Source organism: Brachybacterium sp. sponge (genome assembly GCF_001613775.1).
Taxonomy (GTDB): domain Bacteria; phylum Actinomycetota; class Actinomycetes; order Actinomycetales; family Dermabacteraceae; genus Brachybacterium; species Brachybacterium conglomeratum.
Genome location: NZ_LRMP01000005.1, coordinates 40,166 through 56,842, shown reverse-complemented (window position 1 = coordinate 56,842; position 16,677 = coordinate 40,166). Strand labels below are relative to the sequence as shown.

Below are 16,677 nucleotides of genomic sequence, written 5' to 3'. Positions count from 1 at the left end.
CCGGCGGCCGAGGGGATCGGGCTGCGCCCTCCCCCATCCCACGCCCCGCCAAGGCGGGGCGCTCGGCGTCCCGGTTCCGGCGCTGCGCGCCGGATCGGGTGCCGGTAAGTGCCTGGTCAGCAATGGGCTCCGATTAGGCTATGACCTGCGGTTCTACTGTGGAGGGTGTGATGCCGGCCCCGGGCTGCGCCCGGTGCCTGGATTCGTAGATTCGTATTTTCGTGCTTCCGTGCTTTCGATCTTCCGTGCTTCGTCCTTTGGTGTTGACACTCGGCTCATGCCTGCCCTAGTCTGGTAACTGTCAGAACGAAAACCGATCGGAGGAGGACCCCATGTCCACCGCCCCGTCCCCGGAGACTCGGGCCATCGCCAAGGTGCTCCAGTCCCTCCTGGAACCTCGCCAACCCGCCCGCGCCGATCTTTGCTTCGTCCATGTGGCCCTCACCGAGGATCCTGACGCTGGCCTCCCTGCCTTCCACTACTGGGCCGCGGGGATCGACCCCGGTGAGGACGATGCTCCCGAGCGGCTCGCCCGGGCTCTTCTCACCACACCTCCCACGGCCCGCGCCGAGCATGTCTCCCGCGCGTGCCGTGCCCTGGCTGACCACGCGGCTGCCGCTGAGGTGTCCGCCCCTCGCGGGGCACGGGACGCCGCGCGGGTCACGTACCTGCTGTGGGCCGCTGCGATGACCCTCCACTCCCCCTCGCTGGTCCTCTCCCTCTGCGCCGAGGCGGGGGACGTAGACCTCCCCCGGACCGTTGCACACCCGCTGTTCTCACTCGCCATGCGCCGCCTGAACGCGGCCGCCAACACCCAGGAGGTGCAGGCATGACCGCCCTGACCATCACTCACACCCACCCTGAGGGGACGCTCATCAGCGGCACCGCCCGCGGGGACGGCTCCGCCCCGGCACTCAAGGCCAACCGCTGGCGCTGGTCCCGGAACCTCGGAGCCTGGTACATCCCGCGCTCACGTGATCACCACGCCCGGGACTGGCAGATCCGTGCGACCGCCGAGGCCCTGCGCGAAGCGGGGTTCGAGGTCGAGGTCGAGGTGGACAACACTCCCCGGGCGACCGCGGATGTCCAGGCGGACAAGGTAGCCCGGGCTGCCGCCCGGGCCGAGGCCCTCGACGCGAAGTCCGAGCGGCTCGAGGCCACCTCCGAGGCGCGCCATGCTGCGGCGCACCAGATCGCCGACGCCATCCCGTTCGGCCAGCCGATCCTGGTCGGCCACCACTCCGAGCGCCGAGCGCGACGGGACGCCGAGCGGATCCACAGCAACATGCGCGCCGCGATCGACGCGGACGCCGCCGCCCGCGAGACCTCGCGGCGGGCCGAGTCCGCACGGGCCAACACCCGCCCGGAGTCACCCGCCACGACCGCCAACCGGCTCGATAAGCTCCGAGCGGACCTCCGCCGCATCCAGCGTCACCGGGACGGGTACACGGTCGTCCAGGGCCGCACCGTGGTCGCCGAGGTCACCGGCGCCACCGGAGACCAGCACGACCGCTACGCCGCCGAGGCCGCCCACCTCGAGGAACAGATCGCCTACTGGGAACAGGTCCGCGAACAGCAGATCGCCGACGGCCGCACCGTCGACACCTCCACCGCCCGCGCCGGGGACCTCGTCCAGGTCCACGGCTCCGGCTGGTGGCGGATCAAGCGGGTCAACCCCAAGACCTTCACGGTCACCTCCGGCCACAGCGAGGTCCGCGTGCCCCACCACAACGTGACCGCCCTGCGAACCGCAGACAGCCCCCAGAACGACCGCTGACCACTCCCCCGGGGGTGAGCCCCACCGGCTCCCCCCGGGGCCCTCACAGCCCCCCAGGAGACCCCCATGGACGGATTCCTCGTCAAGATCACCCCCGACCGCTGCGCACACCTCGTCTCGTGCTCCGAGGTCCCCATCACCTTCACCCACCACGCCCGCCTACTCGGTGAGGACTTCGGCTGGATCGACCACCACCGCGGCGACGGACTCTCCGTCCTCGCCGACACCGCCGCCGACGAGCCCCGCAACGAATGGGCCAGCGCGTACACCGGCCGCACCGTCCACGGAGACGCCATCGTCACCGCTGAGGAGATGGGCGAGGACGTCCCCCTCGACCTCACCCAGGCCACCGCCGTCCTCTCCGAGGTTTTCCTGATCGGCGGGATCGCCACCGCCCTCCACTCAGCCGCGGCCATCGCCGCCCACCACCGACCCCAGGAGCACTCATGACCGGCTGCGCCGGCTGCTGCACCTGAGCGCCTCCCCACCCTGCGCCCCGGGCCCCCCGGGGCGCTTCCTTTTTATGTTGACAGTCTGGCCCATGTCTGGAATGCTCATAAGTGTCAGAGCGAAAGACCGAGAGAAGGAGCATCCATGACCGGCCACATCCTCACCATCACCCCCGACGGCGTGATCACCCCCGCCCGCTACAACCCCGCCGATCCCGACCAAATCGCGAACCTCATCGGCACCGACGTCACGCACCACAGCGGACATCCCCGCGGGATCGAGGAGATCGAGATCATCACCGACGACATGGGGCACCTGCACGACCGCAACAGCGCACCCAACCCCATCGCCACCCTCTACAGCGGCCACCCCGTCACGGGCCGCGCCGTCATCGCCGCCCACAACCCCGACACCGCCGAGAACACCGGCATGTCTCGCGAGGTCCTCGCCGCCGTGGGCCGCGAGATCGAGGCCCTCATCGACCTGCACGCCCACACCGGCCCGGGGGCCACCTGCACCGGCTGCACCTCCTGCTACACCTGACCCCTCCGCCAGCGCCCCGGACACTCCGTCCGGGGCGCTTCCTTGTGTGTGTTGACACTGCGGCTCATGTCTGGAATACTCATAAGCGTCAGGACGAAAGACCGAGAGAAGGAGAATCCCATGGTCACCATCACCACCACCGCCGACCGGCTGCGCCGGGCCCTCGAGGGCACGATCCCGTTCGCGAGCGCGGACACCACGCTGCCCGTGCTGAACACCGTGCACGTCAAGGCCGAGGGGGACCGCGTCCAGTTCGCGGCGACCGACCGCTACACGCTGGGCACCTACCGCCTCCACCGCGGCGAGCGGGCCGAGGTCGAGGGCGAGGACGAGTTCACCGGACCCGACGAGCTCGAGGAGGGCGCACAGGCCGCCATGGTCCTCGCCGACGCGAAGGAGGTGCTCCGCACCGCGAAGCGGTACAAGAAGCGGGAGGCCCTGCTCGAGGTCAAGATCGAGATCCCCGCCGAGCCCGAGCGCGGCATCGCCTTCACCTTCCCGGACGGCTCGACCCTCAACGCCCGGTGCACGGACGGCGAGTACCCGCCCGTGGAGCGGCTCTTCCCCGCGGGGGAGCGCCTCGCCGGGAGTGATCAGTCCGAGGTGATCTTCAACGCGACCTTCGCCGCGAAGGTGAACAAGGCCGCCCACGCGATCACCGGCGACCGGCACGCGGGCGTGCACCTCCGCCTGAACACCGACGCCGTCAAGCCCGCCGTGTTCCGCACCGACGAGGACGACCGCTGGCGCTGCCTGCTCATGCCGATGCGCGGCCTCTGACCCCCACCGGCCGGGCACCCCGCGTGCCCGGCCCCACCCCCTACCTCCACGGAGGAACGATGACCCTGAACCTGTACGAAGCCGAGACCATGGGCGACCTCTCCCGCCAGTGCGACGCCCGCACCATCGCCCACCTCGCCCGCCTCACGCTGCGCACGTTCGCCACGCTGGGCGCTACCGCGGAATGGGGCGACCTGCCCGACCTCGCCGAGTCCCTCGCCCTCAGCGCCTCCAGGGTCGGCCTCACGGTCGACCAGCAGGACCAGGACTCCCTGGACCGCTGGCAGGCGATCAGCGAGACCTCATGGGACCCGCTGCCGGTGCTGCCCGCCCAGGACACCTTCGCCGTCACGGTCGCCGCGCTCAGAGTCGCGGACATCTTCCGTGACGGGATGCTCGGATACGACATCGGCCCGCGCCTGAACTGCGACGAGTCCGACGCGCTGGTCGCCCTGCTCGACGCCACCGGCGCTCACGACGCCGCGCAGCACCTGCGCCGCGGCCACGCCGAGAGTGACGAGGAGGGGGACGTGCACTACATGCCCACCGCCTGACCTCACCCCGGGACCGGCCACCATGTTTCCTCTTTGAGTGTTGACATGGTGGCTCGGGTCCCGTAGACTCAAGGCGTAGCAGGAAGGAGGAAGCGACCACCACCCACCCGCGGCAGCGCCGCCGCCCAAAACAACAGCACAAGTGTCCTGTAGCAGGACATGGGGGAGTCTGCCCCCCCCCACCCCCCCCCGCTTCCTCTTTAGTGTTGACACCATGGCTCATGTCTGGAATACTCATAAGTGTCAGGACGAAAGCTCACCACTAGGAGGAACCATGAGCCACCTGCTCAAGATCACCGCCGACCGCAAGGTCGAGGCCATCGCGTGGAACAACGAGGAGGACTCGCTCCCCCAGCTGTATCGGGCGCTGAGCACCGACTCCACCATCGTCAACATGGTCGAGCCCGCTCCCCACGACCGCGGTAACCACATCACGGTCTGGGCCGACGAGGACGGCTGGAGCCACAACTCCCCGCCGAACCTCTACGGCACCGCCTACACCGGCGGACTGCTGCGAGGCACCATCGCCGTCACCGCGTGGAACCCGCGCACCGGCGAGACCTTCGGCCTCACCGATGAGCAGCTCCGCAAGGAGGAGGACCACCTCATTTGGGCGGTCACCATGTTCATCGCCCGCTACCACGCGGCGTGACCTACCGGGCGGGCCCGACACCGGGCCCGCCCACCCTTCCCCCTCGACCTCAGGAGAATCTGATGCGCGCCGACTGCACCTACTGCGGCCACCATGAACCCCGCTGCCTCGCACTCAACACTGACCACGGCGAGCACCACTGCACCCGCCCGGACGGACACGACGGACTCCACATCGCATGCGGCAGCCGGCACGAGGCCTACGCGTGGGCCCCCGGCCTCGCCGACGCCGTCCTCGACCTCACCCTCCACGCCGCCCGCCTCCAGGCCGCGATCACCCGCTGCCGGGCGCGACTCACGGCCTACGCCCGACAGCCCCACGAGGATCACTGCGACGGCGACACCCCCTGCACCCGAGACGTCGCCGAGGAGGCCCTCGCCGCCCTCGTGACCCCCTGACCATCACGCCGGAAGGGCCGGCCATCATGTTTCCTCTTTGAGTGTTGACATGGTGGCTCGGGTCCCGTAGACTCAAGGCGTAGCAGGAAGGAGGAAGCGACCACCACCCACCCGCGGCAGCGCCGCCGCCCAAAACAACAGCACAAGTGTCCTGTAGCAGGACATGGGGGAGTCTGCCCCCACCCCCCCCCCCGATTGTCTCTTGAGGCTTGTTTTACAGATCGTCCGGTTGTAAGTTGGCGTCACGTACTCATTCGCGACTCTCGGAGGTCCCCATGTCCGATCCCGATGCCCGCTATCCGCTGTCGATCCACGCAGTGGTCGCCCAATGCCACACCCGGAAGTTCCCCCTCACCGAGACGACGCTGCGCGCCTACGTCTCGAAGGGCCAGTTCCCGCAGCCCCGTCTCCACGTCGAGCGGCAACCGCTCTGGGATCGCGAAGAGGTCGAGCGGTTCCTCGCTCAGGACGAGCTGCCGATCGGACGGCGCCCTCGACGAGTCCGGCACCCCCGGGCCCTCGAGCTCCAGACGGAGTTCGAGCTGTCTGCCGGAGGCACGGATCAGCAGCGGGCCCTCTACGCGATCCAGAACCTCCCCGGCGAGATCGCCTATTTCGAAGGTCTCGCCGGGGACGCCCGCTCCGCTGCGCGCGCCGGGGAGGAAGAGCTCGCCGGCCTCCCGCCGGCGGACCCCGGAGCCTTCGCACGGCTGCTCAGCGCCTTCTCGAGCACCGAGCGGTTCCGGCGCGCCCGCGAACGGAGCCGCGAGGAGGCGCTACAGGCTGCCGCCGTGGCGGAGGCTGCTCGCGCCATTCGCCAGGCCGACCTCGAGGCGGCCCGCGCCTGGATGGAAGAGTTCCTGGCCTGGGCTCAGTGGGCTGACGCCGACCTCGAGCAGACCAAGGAATCCGCCGCATCCGCGCGCTGGCGGGACGAGGTCGACGAAGAGGCATCGAGGCTCGCGGGTGAGCGCGTCGATGCCCTGGCCTGGGTCGTCGATGATCCGCGCCGCGTCGCCTTCGTGCACCCCGGAGGCGGCCTCAAGGGGGCAGCGTGGGAGGATCTGACCCGGAGTGAGCGAGAGGGCCTGAGCGCGGACGAGGTCACCCTCGCCGGGCTCGACCTCGGCTATCACTGGGAGGTCCCGGGCACTCCCGGTCAGTGGCGGATGAGCTGGGTCGAGTCGACCGGCGATCTGTACCTCGAGCACCGGACCCGTGCAGCCGGCGTCGACCGGCTGAACCTTCCTCGTACGGTCATCCCGCTCGCCAAGACCACCCCTCGCCTCTTCCCGAAGCAGCTCATCGCGTGGGCTCGCCCCTTCGAGGCCTGTGCCGACGCCGAGATCCGCGGCGCCCTCGGACTCCTGGTCCGCGAGATCCGCCTCCAGGAGCGGATCTCATGGCACTCCCTGAGCCCGCTCGAGGCCGTCCCGTCGACCTGACCCTCACCGCGCAGCCCACGAGGGCCGGCGCGGCGCTAGACGGTCGTCGCGCCGGCCTGCACAGACTTCTGCCGCTTCGACGAGGCTGCCTTCTTCGCCTGACCCGTTCCCCGGGAGCCGGCCTTCGTCGGCTTCTGCTGCCGCGGTGCGGCCACCTTCTTGACCCGGACCACGACCAGGGAGCCGACCACGGACGTACCCGCGCGCAGCGGGATATCCGCAAGCGACTTCTTCAAACGGTTGTTGAGCTCGTAGGCGAGGTTCTGCGCCACCGCTTTCCGATCCGACGTGTACAGGGCCACGTCCCGTCTCGCTCCGACGGGGAGGCTTCGCAGCAGCTCTCTCACCTCTCCGCCGGCGACCGGCCTGTCGCCGGCGGCAGTGAGGAGGCCGAGCTCGGCGTTGGTGAGCTTGTCCTCGACCGGCTGCGCCTTGAGGTCACGCAGGTATCGCCCGCTGTGCCCACGGCCGTCCATCTTCTTCACCGCCGCGATGAGGGCCGGCACGTCCTCAACGGGGACTTCGGTCGCCGTCCAGTCCGCGTCGTTGGTGTCGAGCTGGATCTCGAGCCGGGCGCTGTGGTGCCAGAGCTTCGTGTTGGCGACGAAGAAGTACACCCGATCCTGATGATCGACAGCCACGACTGGCGAGCCCTGCGGGTCGCTGTCCTTGGTGAACGTGTAGAACGTGGTCATCATGTACCTCCTTCGCTTCTAGTATACGCCTTTTTCCTGATCGGAACACCCCTCACCTGTCCTTTCGCTCCACCATCGTCCTCACTGCCCGCCGGGAAGTACCTCGCCAGCCCCGGCGGGGTGCCCACGGCCTTGGAAGCCTCGATGCATCGCCGGCCGGCAGCGCGGCGCTCGGCGCGAGATCGAGACTGGTCCCGCGCGATCTCGTAGTCGACGTGGATCTCCTCTTTGAGCTCGATCGACTGCTCGGAATGGACCTGGACCTCGACCGTGCGACCCAGCGGCGTGCAGGCGATGATGTGCAGACCCTTGTAGGAGTTGCCACTGAGGTAGGAGTCCTTGACCTCGACCGGCTCCCACCCCTGAGCTCGGAGGCCTTCGATGGTGCGCTCGAGCCCTGTCGGCAGCTCGACGTGCTTCTCAATGGCGACGGTGTAGCGCAAAGCGTCATCGGCCTCGCTTCGAGCGATGCCCTCGGCGTCGATCGGCCCGCCTGCCTGACTGTCGGCAGCCTCCATCTCGTTCTCGAGCTTGCGCGCGAGCGAGTCCGGCGACTTCATGCGGAAGGCCAGCCCGTAGCACCTCCCTCCCGCAGCATCTGCGGCTGATCGGACCGCGGAGGTGACGGCCGGCTCTTCCTCGCGAACCTCCTCGAGCAGGGTCAGCGACCAGCACGCAGCCTCCTTGCGGTACCCCTTGGTCCGCTCCATCGCCTCGCCGTCGCCCCTCCAGGCAACGTCATCGACACCTTCCCTCGGCGCCGGCGCGAAGTGGGCGACGTCATGAGAGGTCAGCCGGTCGAAGTCCAGGCAACGCCGGCCCCCCTCGGCCAGGGAGTCACACATCGCTGCCCCCGAGCAGGAGCTGAACCGATCGGGCGTACTTCACTCCCAGACGCTCCTGTGTCCTGGCATCGAGTTTCCTGATCCGGGCAGGGTCCGTGTTGTCGATCAGATCCGCAAGCTTCACTGCCCTCGCCAGCGGGTTCTCGCGGATCCGGGAGAAGTACTGCTCGGCAGACTGTCCGTCGATCTTCGTCACGAGGTCGACGGCATCGAGCACCCTCGGCGGGATCCCGGCAGCGGCTAGATCGTCGAGAGTGAGGGTCGTGTCCTCGACGACGTCATGCAGCCACGCGGCAGCAGCGGCTGCCTCCCGTAGATCAGGGCCTGCCAGAACGGAAGCTCGCTCCGCCACACGCCGGGGATGCTCGATGTACGGCTCCCCCGCCTTGTCGACCTGCCCCTCGTGAGCTCGCCGTGCGATCTCCTCCGCCACCTGCACCAGCTGACTATCCACAGCCGCCCCTCCGTTCTTGTGCCCTGCATTCTCCATTGGTAGACCTGCCCGGATGAACACCGCTGAATCCGACTCTCCCACGTTGCGCCGGCGCTTCGTCCCCCTCGATGCGGTCGCGGAGATGTTCTCGATCTCGCAGGCGCAGGCCTACGCCCTGGTGCGTTCCGGAGAACTCCGGGCGATCAAAGTCGGTGGTCGTGGCCAGTGGAGGATCGAGACGGACGAGATCGAGTCGTACATCGAACGCTCCTACGCGAACGCAGCAAGCGAGACGGAAACTGTTGACACCTCGGACTCTGCGAACTAGTCTGTCAACAGATAGACGAAACCTGCTGGAAGGAGCCATCCCCCGCCCACCCCCTCTTCCTTTCTCGAATCGATCGCCCGCGCGGTGTCACAACAGCGACTCCCGGGACCGGTATAGAGGTGAACACTCCCCCGACGAAGGGACACCCCTCATGGAACCGATCCTGACCATCTACGGCAGGAAGGACTGCCGACTCCGGTGCCCGGCCGTTGTCCGTCGAGCGATCCGCAAGGGGGTCCCGTACGAGTACGTGGACCTCGACGAGAACCCCGAGATCGCCAAGCAGCTGCGGAAGCGCCTGAACGGCGAAGCCGAGCTGCCGATCTGCACCTACGGCGACGACCTCTGGACCGGAGTGCACTTCGACAAGATCGACGCGATCTCCCCCACCCAACTGAAGACTGCTTCCTGACCTGTACTCTTGAGGAGCCCACCCTCCCCGGTCTTCGTTCTGACAAATGGATTCCTCCGGGAGGGTGGGCTTCTTCGTGCCATCAAGGAGATGACCATGGAAGAGCTCACGATGAGCGAGATCGGTGCCAACCTCGGCATCGACCCGCAGCTGCTGCGCAAGCACTCGCGCCAGCCCGGGTTCCCTGCCCCGACAGGAAAGCGAGGCAACGCCCGCCTGTACAGCCTCGAGGCTGTCCAGCACTGGGAGACCGACCGGAACAACCCGGCCACCACTCCCGAGGACGGCAACGATCGCCTGGTGACGCTCCAGGAGGCTGCGGACGAGCTGGGACTGTCCTACGGCTCGATGCGGACCTACCTGGGACGTCACGAGACGTTCCCCAAGCCCATACGCCGAGTCTCGGGCCGGCCCTACTTCCGCCTCCAGGAGATCCACGCCTGGAACGCGCGACGAGGGCGCCAGGTGGCCGCTCCCACCGACAGCGAGGTGACGGAGATCGACGGGCTGCTGACCCGCGCCGGCGTCGCAGCCGAACTCGGCATCGAGCCCAACTCGGTGACGAGGTACGCGGCCGGCGGTATCGACCGGCTCAGACCGTTCCCTGCGCCGGTGCGCAAGATCGGCCGCACTCGCCTGTGGGACCGCGACGAGATCCGCGAGTGGGGCGCTCAACGCTCCTGAGCACGGCGGCCGACGGTGCCGCGGACCACGGAAACACCGATCACCAGGACTCCCACCCCGATCAGGATGCGCGGCAGATCCAGCCCGACTCCCGTCGTCGGCACCTCGAAGAGCGCGTCCGGAGCGGGGACCACCACCTGATAGGCGAGCAGCTTCTCCACGATCCACTCCCGGACCCTGGGAAGCACGATCGGCAGCGCCACCATCGCAATCACCGGCGCCGCCAAGATCAGGATGATCCGGTCCCACTCGTTGTCCATCACTCCGCGCTCCCTTCGCACGCCTCGAGCTCATCCTCGAGGACGTCCTTCTCCTTCTCGGTGATCGTGAGCTCGTAGGAGCTCTTCACATCGATCCACTGGATGACGTACGCGCAGCGCCCCGCCTCGGGGAGCCACTCCTCCGGACCGCTGTCCCCCTTGGACCGGTTCGCCGAGGCGTCGACGGCGAGCAGGTTCGAGGCCGTGTTCGCGAACTCTTCGCGGCGCTCTTCATCCCACTCGGCAGCGCCCTGCTGCCAGGCCCGAGACAGGGGGACGATGTGGTCGATGTCGACCGTGCTCTCACCCTTGACGAAGGCGATCTCGCGGCCGGTGTAGGGGTCATCGATCGTTGCTTCCAGGACGACGCACCCGTGCGTTCCCGGCTTCGTGGTCACTTCGCTCGCTCCGGCACGGAGAGTGTCGTTGCGTTGATCGCACCCGTTGCGGTCGATGTCAGCCCATCGCTGACCGAACTCGTCGCGCTCGTACCCGGGGGCGGCGTCGAGCTCGGCGACGTCGAGTCCCTCCAGTTGGGTTGATCCGGCCTCGAGATCGCTGGCGGCCACCTGGTCTCGGATGTCCGCAGCCGTCGATGTGCTGCCGGTGGGGAGATCCTCGAGCAGCGCGTCGACGTCGCCTCGGGAGACGAAGTAGGCGCCGACGACAAGTACCACGATGGCGAGACTGCCCACCGTCCTGCGATGTGCTCGGCTCATCGTTCCGCTCCCATCAGGCTGTCCCACCAGCGCACGGTCCACAACGCGTCACCCATCGCCGTGTGCGCGACGTTCTTCTGCGGAGGCTCGGCGCCGGCCCTCCGCGAGAGGTCGTAGGACGAGGACGGGATCTGCACGTGCTCGCCACGCCCGTGCAGTACGGGGTAGGTCAGCGTGACGAGGTTGATCGTGTGGTGGCGCCACCGCGGTCGCAGACCGTGCTCGCGCAGCAGCCAGTCCAGCGCGCGAGCATCGAAGTCCGGATTGGAGCCGACGAGCTGCGTGCCCGCCGTGAACAGCTCGACCGCCACCGCCGCATCTCGCCCCTCCATCAGCGTCGGGCCGTCCTGATCCGCGGCCGGGCTCCACAGCGGATGCCGCTCGTAGAACCGGTTCACGCACAGTGCGTCCGGGGAGGCATCGGAGAGATCCGGGTCGCGCAGCATGATGTGGAGCTGCTCCTCCTCGACCTCGCCTCCCCGTTTGATCAAGGCGATCTCCCACGGCTTCGGTAACGGCTCCAGCTGGGTCGTCTCGGTGTCGACGAACACCAGCGGCTGCGTGAGCTCGTAGGTCATGAGTCCTCCTCGTCGGGATGCTCCGCGGCGCGGCGCACGGTCAGTGTCTCGTCGGCATCCAGGGCGATCTCGCCGGCATCGTCGTCGTCGGTGCGCCAGGAGATCGAGATCATCCCCTCGTCCTCGAGGTCGGCGATCGCGGACTCGACGACAACCCACTCGTCATCCAGAAGCACCAGATCCCCTTCCTGGAGACGATCAGAGGTCGTGATGGTGCTGGGCTCGTAGCCGTCGTCCTCGTCCTCTTCCTCGGCGGTGACCAGGCGCAAGTGGCGATCCGCCCGTGCCGCCGTCGGCTGCTCTGCCGGCGTGTCCTCCTGCCCCGTTTCCTGATCGTCGGGGGTGGTGTCGAGGTCGATGATCTCGTCGGCCTGCGCGGAGGTTCGGAAGTGGGCCTCGACGATCGCCGCCCAGGCGGTGTAGGTCGACTTGCCGTTCTCGTCGATCCATGTGGCGGCGTCCTCGTCGTCGATGAGGATGTCGAACCGCGGGTGGGTGACCTCGGCGGGCAGGAGGCTGCGCAGGATGTCCAGGTCCCCCTCCTTTCGGTCCCGCAGGGCCCGGCGCGGGTCCGGAGTCCAGTAGGACTGGGACTCGACTGGGTCGCCGTCGGCGTCCATGGCGATGCCGCGGCCGGGGATCTTCCGGGGGACGCTGGTGCCGATGTAGGGCGCTCCCCACATCATGCGGGCGCCTTCGGGGGAGAGGCGGCCGAGGCTGTGGCGGAAGCCGAGGTTGTCTCGGACCTCGCCGGAGAGGATCTCGGCGTCGGGGCGCTGGAGGCCGAACAAGAGGTGGATCTTCGCGCTGCGGGCCTTCCGGGCGAGGGAGCCGATCATCCCGAAGATGGGGCACTTCGCCGGACCGCCCTTGGGCTTGTTCTCAGCCCACCAGTGGGTGATGGCGCTGCGCAGGTCCGTGTACTCGTCGAGCACCAGGAGCAGCGGCTCGAAGTCACGCTCGTCCGCGCCGGCGACGATCTGGGCGTAACGCTGCTCCATGAGGTTCCAGGCACGCACGATCAGTGCCATCTGCTCCTCGACCGTGACGGCGATCGCTTGCACATTGGGCCACTTCCGCATACCGATGAACTCGATCTGCTTGGGGTCGGCGATCCATGCAGCCCAGGACCGGCAGGTCCATTCCATGACGATTCCCAGGATGTCGACGGTCTTTCCTGTTCCCGTCTTCCCTGTCGTGAGACCGTGAGGAACAGTCGATTTCAGATCCCAGACAGTGGTCTCGCCGTCCTCGGTAACACCTGTCGGGATGAGATAGCGATTCTCATCGGTGATTACCGGCGGGGGATGAACCACGCCGCCTTCCGGAATGGACGGCCTGATCTCGAAGTGAGCACGCGCCGGAGTGCTCTCGATATCCCACCGTGCTCGCCACCGTCCCGGCAGCATCGCGGTGATGACTCGTTCAATCTGCTGACGCTTCATTCTGCTGTGGAGCTTCACGGCGATCTCATCGGGAATCGTGACGTCAATCCCCTCCAGTTCCTCGCCGCTCCATTGGTATGCAGCCTGCGACTGCTTCCCCAGCGTCTCGGTCACGGTCACAGCAGCGCGCTGTTGCAGCTGCGCCTTCGGCGAGTCGTCGAGCTCGTCTTCCTCTTGCTCCTTGGTGCTGAGCACGATCACCTTGCGTTCGCTGCGGTGGAACTCCACGGCGTACTCGACCCCGACACGCGCGTCCACCGTCGCCAGAAGCTGCCGGAGCCACTTGGGGTCGAAGTCCCGGGCGCCGGCCGAGTAGGTGATCTTGATTCGCCGGGGCCGAGGATGGATGAACGCCCTCGCCTCCCACCTCGAGCACTTCACCGTGAGCGCGGATCCGAGGAGCGGGGTGAGCGACTCCTCCAGGTCTTCACGGACGGCACGGCGCTTCGCCGATCTCCATCGGGAGAACCCGACCAGAACCAAGGGCGGCACGGTGCAGGCGGCGATACCTGCTGTAGGGACGTCCGGGAGCATGAGTGCTCCGCCGCTGACGATTCCTCCCCCTGCGAGCACCCCGCTCATGGGGATGCCGCGTCGTGCGGTGCTCGGGCCGCGCCGCTGCGCGACGGCTGCTTGTGCCATCAGACGTCTCTCCGTTCAGGGTCGGTGCTCACCCCTATATCGGCGTCCGGAGAGTCCCGTTGTGACATCACGAAGCTCGTTGGACTGCGCAGCGAGCGAGGATCCGGAGTCTCGGTCATCCGGGTTCTCGTGCTGTCGCGGTTCCGCACTCCCGTGCTCTCGGCCTCTCGGTTCCTCGTAGATTCGTACTTCCGTTTGGTCGCATGTGATAGGGTCAGCGTGCGCAGCCCGGACGAAGGAGGAGCGGAGCACGCTGTACCTTCCACAGCTCCCGCACTCCAGATACTCCCCGCTGTAGGTTCTCGGCCAACTTGGCCAGTTCTCACCTTCTTGGCCGGCGCGTGTCAGGTTCCTCGCCGGTCTGTCAGACGGGCACGAAAACCCTGGGCGGACACGAAGTGCTCCTCTGGGTGCTGCACTGCCGCCGGAGCAGCAACTCAGGTCAAGCTAGGCTCGCTTCATGATGAGTGGCGAGTTCGGAATCTTCCTCAACGGCTCGTACGGGGTGGGCAAGTCCTCAACGCTTGAGCACCTCGCGGACCTCTTCGCCGAGGCCAAGCTGCCGTTCAGCCTCTTCGACGCCGACTGGTTCCACCGCTCATGGCCTCCGGCCTCCACGGACCCTCAGAACGTCCTGACCGAGGCTGACAACATTCGCGCAGTGTGGAGGAACTACCGCCAGACCGGGCCACGAACGCCGATCATCGCAGGAGTGATCACCCAGGCCGACGACTTGGAACGCTACGAACAGTGTTTCGAGCTCCCCCTGCGGATCGTGCACCTCACTGCGTCGTCGGACGTGGCAGAACACCGACTACGGGGCCGATACACCCCGCACCAACATCGTGCGTTGGCTTGGCACCTCGACGACCACCAACGCTTAACGCGAGAGCTCCACCAGTTCACTTCTTACGACCTGGTCCTCGACACTGACCACTCCACACCTGCCGAGGTCGCCACGCTCGTCTTCGAGGAGTTCGCGCCGCAGCTGCACGGCTGAACCGCCGCCCAGCCGCCTTACCCGCAGCTTCGTGCCAACAGCCGAGCCATCGCAGTTAACTCGACGGCGCTCCCGAGGATTGGGACAACTTAGCGAGAATCCGGGCACCTTGCCCGTGTCTCGCGCCACAGGTCACAGAGCTGTGCTTCTGACAGATCGCACGAGAACCTACACCCGCCCGGTGGGCAACGTAGCCCCTGGCGAGGTTGAGAGTCCCGATGCACGGAGTGTGAGGCCGTAGCGGACCAGGACCCTCGAGCTCGGGCCGGAGTCGTCCGCGGGAAGTGCGAACACTTCTTCGGCTGCGGGTCAGTCAGTTGTGATGGCCGTGGTCGCCCACGAGCCTTGCTCGTCACTGCGAGTCACCGTCAACGTGAGGGGACCAGCGTCGGTCGGGATCACGACGGTGGCGGTAGTCATGGTCGCCTGCTCAACAGCAGGCTCCCCCTTCACCGCAGTCGCCTCGACGCGGTACCCCCAGACTCGGCCGTCGTAGGCCGGCTGTGCGACCGGAGCGAGAGTGTGGAGCAGCTGCTCGTTCCATGCAGCCTGCTCAAGAGTCTTGCCCTGTACCCAGATCTCCGCGGTAGCAAGCGCCGCGGCGGCCGCATCGTCCTTCGCTCGCTGGTCTGCGGGTGCGTTCTCGAGCGAGTCGTCATGGCCCTCTTCTTGCCCCACCTCTTCCTCCTGGTCAGAAGGAGTTACGTAGAGCTCGGGCTCCTCTGGGGGAGCCTCGGAGCCGGCCGCGGCTGGAGCCGTCTGTCGACCGGTCGCCTCAGGTTCTTCTCCGCCCCCATCGCGGCCGGCGAACACGGCGAACCCGGCGATCGCCACAACCACCACAACCGCGAGGAGGACGGAGCGCACGCTTCGGTTCATGCCTCTCCTCCAGCTGCCTTCACCGTGGGCCGTGCGATGCCGACGAACTGCGCACCGTCGAGCCGGGCGCTGCTGGTCGTCGGACCGTTCTGCGACCGCGAGGACTCCACCATCTGCCCGTCCCCGATGTACATCGTGACGTGAGAGATCGAGTTGGGGTCTCCCACCGGCCCCCGGCGACCCCATGCTTCGAAGATGAGATCTCCCGGCTGGATCTCCTCTACCGTCACGCGGGAGGCGGCCAGGTTGTTCCACTGGTCCTGCGCGCTGCGCCCAATGTCCACCCCGGCGCCGCTCTTCCAGGCGTAGGAGGTGAAGGCCGAGCAGTCGATCGCCCCGCCGCTGGGACCGTTCTGGTCCCCGGATCCGAGCCCGTAGTTGAGGCCCTGCGGGATGAGTTCCTCTGCGGCCTCGATAACGGCCTCGACGTTTCCGTTCACGGCACCACCGTCCCCGCAGCCGCCAGCGGTATCGGTGGCAGAGAGCTCGACATCACTTCCGGACAGTGCATTCAGGAGACGATTTGCATCTTCCGTGTGCTTTGCGTACTCGCCACGGTACTCCTCGGCAGGACGCTGAACTTCTGCGGCAGCAATGGTCGGAGTCATTGCTTCCCATCCTTGAATGTCCTTCAACCCCGGTATGTGACCGTAACCGCTACCCCCGCCGACAGAGCCATAGTCTCCCGGCTTTTTGGCAGTGACACCTTCGTAGAAAGCCGTGGCGGCGTATGCGGTGTCGTTGATCATTTCGAGATTGCCGTACCATCCGTCGTACGTCCGCTGCTGGAATACTCCCGCATCTCCATCGCCATTCGGGAGCTTGGAGCGTGGATCATCGCCGAGCTGGCTCTCCTGCATTGCCGTGATGATGCCGATGAGCTGCGCCCGCCGATCAAGCCCTGCGTCCTCTGCGACCTGGGCGATGATCGCCCCGTTCTCCACCTGAGTTCTCGAGAAGCCTTCGACAGCCGGAACGCCGCCTACGGTGACCGCCGGCGCGGAGCCCGACGCGCAGGTCTCCCCTGAGGCCGGCGAGGATGATGCCTCCTGTACGGAGATCCCGGCGAAGTGCATGAACATCACCGCTGTGCCGCCGGCGACGCCGACGAGCAACAGCATGCCCACGACGAGGACTGCCACGACCGTCTTCTTCACC

Annotated in this window: 22 protein-coding genes; 13 read left to right on the top strand and 9 right to left on the bottom strand. The window is 67.4% G+C overall.

The features are described 5' to 3' along the window. Positions 1-332 precede the first annotated feature (332 nt). The 9 genes from A4A78_RS17265 to A4A78_RS17225 all read left to right on the top strand — a co-directional run bounded on the left by A4A78_RS17265 (position 333) and on the right by A4A78_RS17225 (position 6,599). Positions 333-833, top strand: a complete 501-nt coding sequence (locus tag A4A78_RS17265) for a hypothetical protein (protein ID WP_062951450.1) — start codon at positions 333-335, stop codon at positions 831-833. Beyond that, the gene (locus A4A78_RS17260) at positions 830-1,777 is read left to right on the top strand and encodes a DUF3560 domain-containing protein (RefSeq protein WP_062951449.1); all 948 of its coding nucleotides are present in this window, start codon (positions 830-832) and stop codon (positions 1,775-1,777) included. The genes A4A78_RS17265 and A4A78_RS17260 overlap by 4 nt, the downstream gene beginning before the upstream one ends. A 66-nt stretch (positions 1,778-1,843) precedes the next feature. Beyond that, on the top strand, positions 1,844-2,227 hold the full coding sequence (locus A4A78_RS17255; protein ID WP_062951448.1) for a hypothetical protein: 384 nt from the start codon (positions 1,844-1,846) through the stop codon (positions 2,225-2,227). Between the two features lie 144 nt (positions 2,228-2,371). Continuing rightward, positions 2,372-2,770, top strand: a complete 399-nt coding sequence (locus A4A78_RS17250; protein WP_062951447.1) for a hypothetical protein — start codon at positions 2,372-2,374, stop codon at positions 2,768-2,770. 120 nt (positions 2,771-2,890) lie between these two features. Continuing rightward, positions 2,891-3,550, top strand: coding sequence for a hypothetical protein (locus A4A78_RS17245; RefSeq protein WP_062951445.1), 660 nt, complete (start codon positions 2,891-2,893; stop codon positions 3,548-3,550). A 59-nt stretch (positions 3,551-3,609) separates the two neighbouring features. Beyond that, positions 3,610-4,104, top strand: a complete 495-nt coding sequence (locus A4A78_RS17240; protein ID WP_062951443.1) for a hypothetical protein — start codon at positions 3,610-3,612, stop codon at positions 4,102-4,104. A 274-nt stretch (positions 4,105-4,378) separates the two neighbouring features. Continuing rightward, positions 4,379-4,756, top strand: a complete 378-nt coding sequence (locus A4A78_RS17235) for a hypothetical protein (RefSeq protein ID WP_062951441.1) — start codon at positions 4,379-4,381, stop codon at positions 4,754-4,756. A gap of 62 nt (positions 4,757-4,818) precedes the next feature. Continuing rightward, positions 4,819-5,154, top strand: a complete 336-nt coding sequence (locus A4A78_RS17230) for a hypothetical protein (protein WP_062951439.1) — start codon at positions 4,819-4,821, stop codon at positions 5,152-5,154. A gap of 275 nt (positions 5,155-5,429) precedes the next feature. Then, positions 5,430-6,599: an AlpA family transcriptional regulator gene (locus A4A78_RS17225; protein WP_062951438.1), complete on the top strand. Its 1,170-nt coding sequence runs from the start codon at positions 5,430-5,432 to the stop codon at positions 6,597-6,599. 35 nt (positions 6,600-6,634) lie between these two features. Here A4A78_RS17225 and A4A78_RS17220 read toward each other — a convergent pair whose 3' ends face one another. Genes A4A78_RS17220 through A4A78_RS17210 form a run of 3 tightly spaced genes read right to left on the bottom strand, consistent with a single transcriptional unit; the run spans position 6,635 to position 8,593 of the window. After that, entirely contained in the window at positions 6,635-7,297 is a 663-nt protein-coding gene (locus A4A78_RS17220; protein WP_062951436.1) for a hypothetical protein, read from the bottom strand. Beyond that, positions 7,294-8,139: a hypothetical protein gene (locus tag A4A78_RS17215; protein ID WP_062951432.1), complete on the bottom strand. Its 846-nt coding sequence runs from the start codon at positions 8,137-8,139 to the stop codon at positions 7,294-7,296. The genes A4A78_RS17220 and A4A78_RS17215 overlap by 4 nt, the downstream gene beginning before the upstream one ends. Next, complete coding sequence (locus tag A4A78_RS17210) at positions 8,132-8,593, bottom strand: HD domain-containing protein (protein WP_231881089.1); 462 nt, start codon at positions 8,591-8,593, stop codon at positions 8,132-8,134. Before A4A78_RS17210 ends, A4A78_RS17215 begins: the two co-directional genes overlap by 8 nt. Before the next feature lie 52 nt (positions 8,594-8,645). Between A4A78_RS17210 and A4A78_RS17205 the strand changes: the two genes are divergently transcribed. The 3 genes from A4A78_RS17205 (at position 8,646) to A4A78_RS17195 (ending at position 9,996) form a co-directional block, all read left to right on the top strand. Beyond that, positions 8,646-8,900: a helix-turn-helix domain-containing protein gene (locus A4A78_RS17205; protein WP_062951428.1), complete on the top strand. Its 255-nt coding sequence runs from the start codon at positions 8,646-8,648 to the stop codon at positions 8,898-8,900. 151 nt (positions 8,901-9,051) lie between these two features. Then, positions 9,052-9,312, top strand: a complete 261-nt coding sequence (locus tag A4A78_RS17200; RefSeq protein WP_062951426.1) for a glutaredoxin family protein — start codon at positions 9,052-9,054, stop codon at positions 9,310-9,312. 96 nt (positions 9,313-9,408) lie between these two features. Then, on the top strand, positions 9,409-9,996 hold the full coding sequence (locus A4A78_RS17195) for an AlpA family transcriptional regulator (RefSeq protein ID WP_062951424.1): 588 nt from the start codon (positions 9,409-9,411) through the stop codon (positions 9,994-9,996). Here A4A78_RS17195 and A4A78_RS17190 read toward each other — a convergent pair. Genes A4A78_RS17190 through A4A78_RS17175 form a run of 4 tightly spaced genes read right to left on the bottom strand, consistent with a single transcriptional unit; the run spans position 9,984 to position 13,640 of the window. Further along, positions 9,984-10,256: a hypothetical protein gene (locus A4A78_RS17190; RefSeq protein ID WP_062951423.1), complete on the bottom strand. Its 273-nt coding sequence runs from the start codon at positions 10,254-10,256 to the stop codon at positions 9,984-9,986. The genes A4A78_RS17195 and A4A78_RS17190 overlap by 13 nt on opposite strands. Beyond that, a complete protein-coding gene (locus A4A78_RS17185) occupies positions 10,256-11,017 on the bottom strand; it encodes an HNH endonuclease family protein (RefSeq protein ID WP_231881088.1) in 762 nt (253 codons plus the stop codon). Before A4A78_RS17185 ends, A4A78_RS17190 begins: the two co-directional genes overlap by 1 nt. Next, positions 10,972-11,553, bottom strand: coding sequence for an exonuclease domain-containing protein (locus A4A78_RS17180; RefSeq protein WP_062951421.1), 582 nt, complete (start codon positions 11,551-11,553; stop codon positions 10,972-10,974). Before A4A78_RS17180 ends, A4A78_RS17185 begins: the two co-directional genes overlap by 46 nt. Further along, on the bottom strand, positions 11,550-13,640 hold the full coding sequence (locus tag A4A78_RS17175) for a hypothetical protein (RefSeq protein ID WP_156488656.1): 2,091 nt from the start codon (positions 13,638-13,640) through the stop codon (positions 11,550-11,552). The genes A4A78_RS17180 and A4A78_RS17175 overlap by 4 nt, the downstream gene beginning before the upstream one ends. Before the next feature lie 460 nt (positions 13,641-14,100). Between A4A78_RS17175 and A4A78_RS17170 the strand changes: the two genes are divergently transcribed. Further along, positions 14,101-14,640, top strand: coding sequence for a hypothetical protein (locus A4A78_RS17170; protein ID WP_062951419.1), 540 nt, complete (start codon positions 14,101-14,103; stop codon positions 14,638-14,640). Positions 14,641-14,949: 309 nt separating this feature from the next. Here A4A78_RS17170 and A4A78_RS17165 read toward each other — a convergent pair whose 3' ends face one another. Beyond that, positions 14,950-15,519, bottom strand: a complete 570-nt coding sequence (locus A4A78_RS17165; RefSeq protein ID WP_062951417.1) for a hypothetical protein — start codon at positions 15,517-15,519, stop codon at positions 14,950-14,952. Then, the gene (locus A4A78_RS17160) at positions 15,516-16,676 is read right to left on the bottom strand and encodes a C40 family peptidase (protein ID WP_062951415.1); all 1,161 of its coding nucleotides are present in this window, start codon (positions 16,674-16,676) and stop codon (positions 15,516-15,518) included. The genes A4A78_RS17165 and A4A78_RS17160 overlap by 4 nt, the downstream gene beginning before the upstream one ends. Between the last annotated feature and the right edge of the window lies 1 nt (position 16,677).

Bases quoted from the DNA above. Each gene is read 5' to 3' on its own strand.
- A4A78_RS17195 (WP_062951424.1), top strand. From the start codon at position 9,409: ATGGAAGAGCTCACGATGAGCGAGATCGGTGCCAACCTCGGCATCGAC.
- A4A78_RS17205 (WP_062951428.1), top strand. From the start codon at position 8,646: ATGAACACCGCTGAATCCGACTCTCCCACGTTGCGCCGGCGCTTCGTC.
- A4A78_RS17165 (WP_062951417.1), bottom strand. From the start codon at position 15,519: ATGAACCGAAGCGTGCGCTCCGTCCTCCTCGCGGTTGTGGTGGTTGTG.
- A4A78_RS17235 (WP_062951441.1), top strand. From the start codon at position 4,379: ATGAGCCACCTGCTCAAGATCACCGCCGACCGCAAGGTCGAGGCCATC.
- A4A78_RS17180 (WP_062951421.1), bottom strand. From the start codon at position 11,553: ATGACCTACGAGCTCACGCAGCCGCTGGTGTTCGTCGACACCGAGACG.
- A4A78_RS17220 (WP_062951436.1), bottom strand. From the start codon at position 7,297: ATGATGACCACGTTCTACACGTTCACCAAGGACAGCGACCCGCAGGGC.
- A4A78_RS17240 (WP_062951443.1), top strand. From the start codon at position 3,610: ATGACCCTGAACCTGTACGAAGCCGAGACCATGGGCGACCTCTCCCGC.
- A4A78_RS17245 (WP_062951445.1), top strand. From the start codon at position 2,891: ATGGTCACCATCACCACCACCGCCGACCGGCTGCGCCGGGCCCTCGAG.
- A4A78_RS17200 (WP_062951426.1), top strand. From the start codon at position 9,052: ATGGAACCGATCCTGACCATCTACGGCAGGAAGGACTGCCGACTCCGG.
- A4A78_RS17265 (WP_062951450.1), top strand. From the start codon at position 333: ATGTCCACCGCCCCGTCCCCGGAGACTCGGGCCATCGCCAAGGTGCTC.
- A4A78_RS17250 (WP_062951447.1), top strand. From the start codon at position 2,372: ATGACCGGCCACATCCTCACCATCACCCCCGACGGCGTGATCACCCCC.
- A4A78_RS17175 (WP_156488656.1), bottom strand. From the start codon at position 13,640: ATGGCACAAGCAGCCGTCGCGCAGCGGCGCGGCCCGAGCACCGCACGA.
- A4A78_RS17170 (WP_062951419.1), top strand. From the start codon at position 14,101: ATGATGAGTGGCGAGTTCGGAATCTTCCTCAACGGCTCGTACGGGGTG.
- A4A78_RS17215 (WP_062951432.1), bottom strand. From the start codon at position 8,139: ATGTGTGACTCCCTGGCCGAGGGGGGCCGGCGTTGCCTGGACTTCGAC.
- A4A78_RS17230 (WP_062951439.1), top strand. From the start codon at position 4,819: ATGCGCGCCGACTGCACCTACTGCGGCCACCATGAACCCCGCTGCCTC.
- A4A78_RS17190 (WP_062951423.1), bottom strand. From the start codon at position 10,256: ATGGACAACGAGTGGGACCGGATCATCCTGATCTTGGCGGCGCCGGTG.
- A4A78_RS17255 (WP_062951448.1), top strand. From the start codon at position 1,844: ATGGACGGATTCCTCGTCAAGATCACCCCCGACCGCTGCGCACACCTC.
- A4A78_RS17225 (WP_062951438.1), top strand. From the start codon at position 5,430: ATGTCCGATCCCGATGCCCGCTATCCGCTGTCGATCCACGCAGTGGTC.
- A4A78_RS17260 (WP_062951449.1), top strand. From the start codon at position 830: ATGACCGCCCTGACCATCACTCACACCCACCCTGAGGGGACGCTCATC.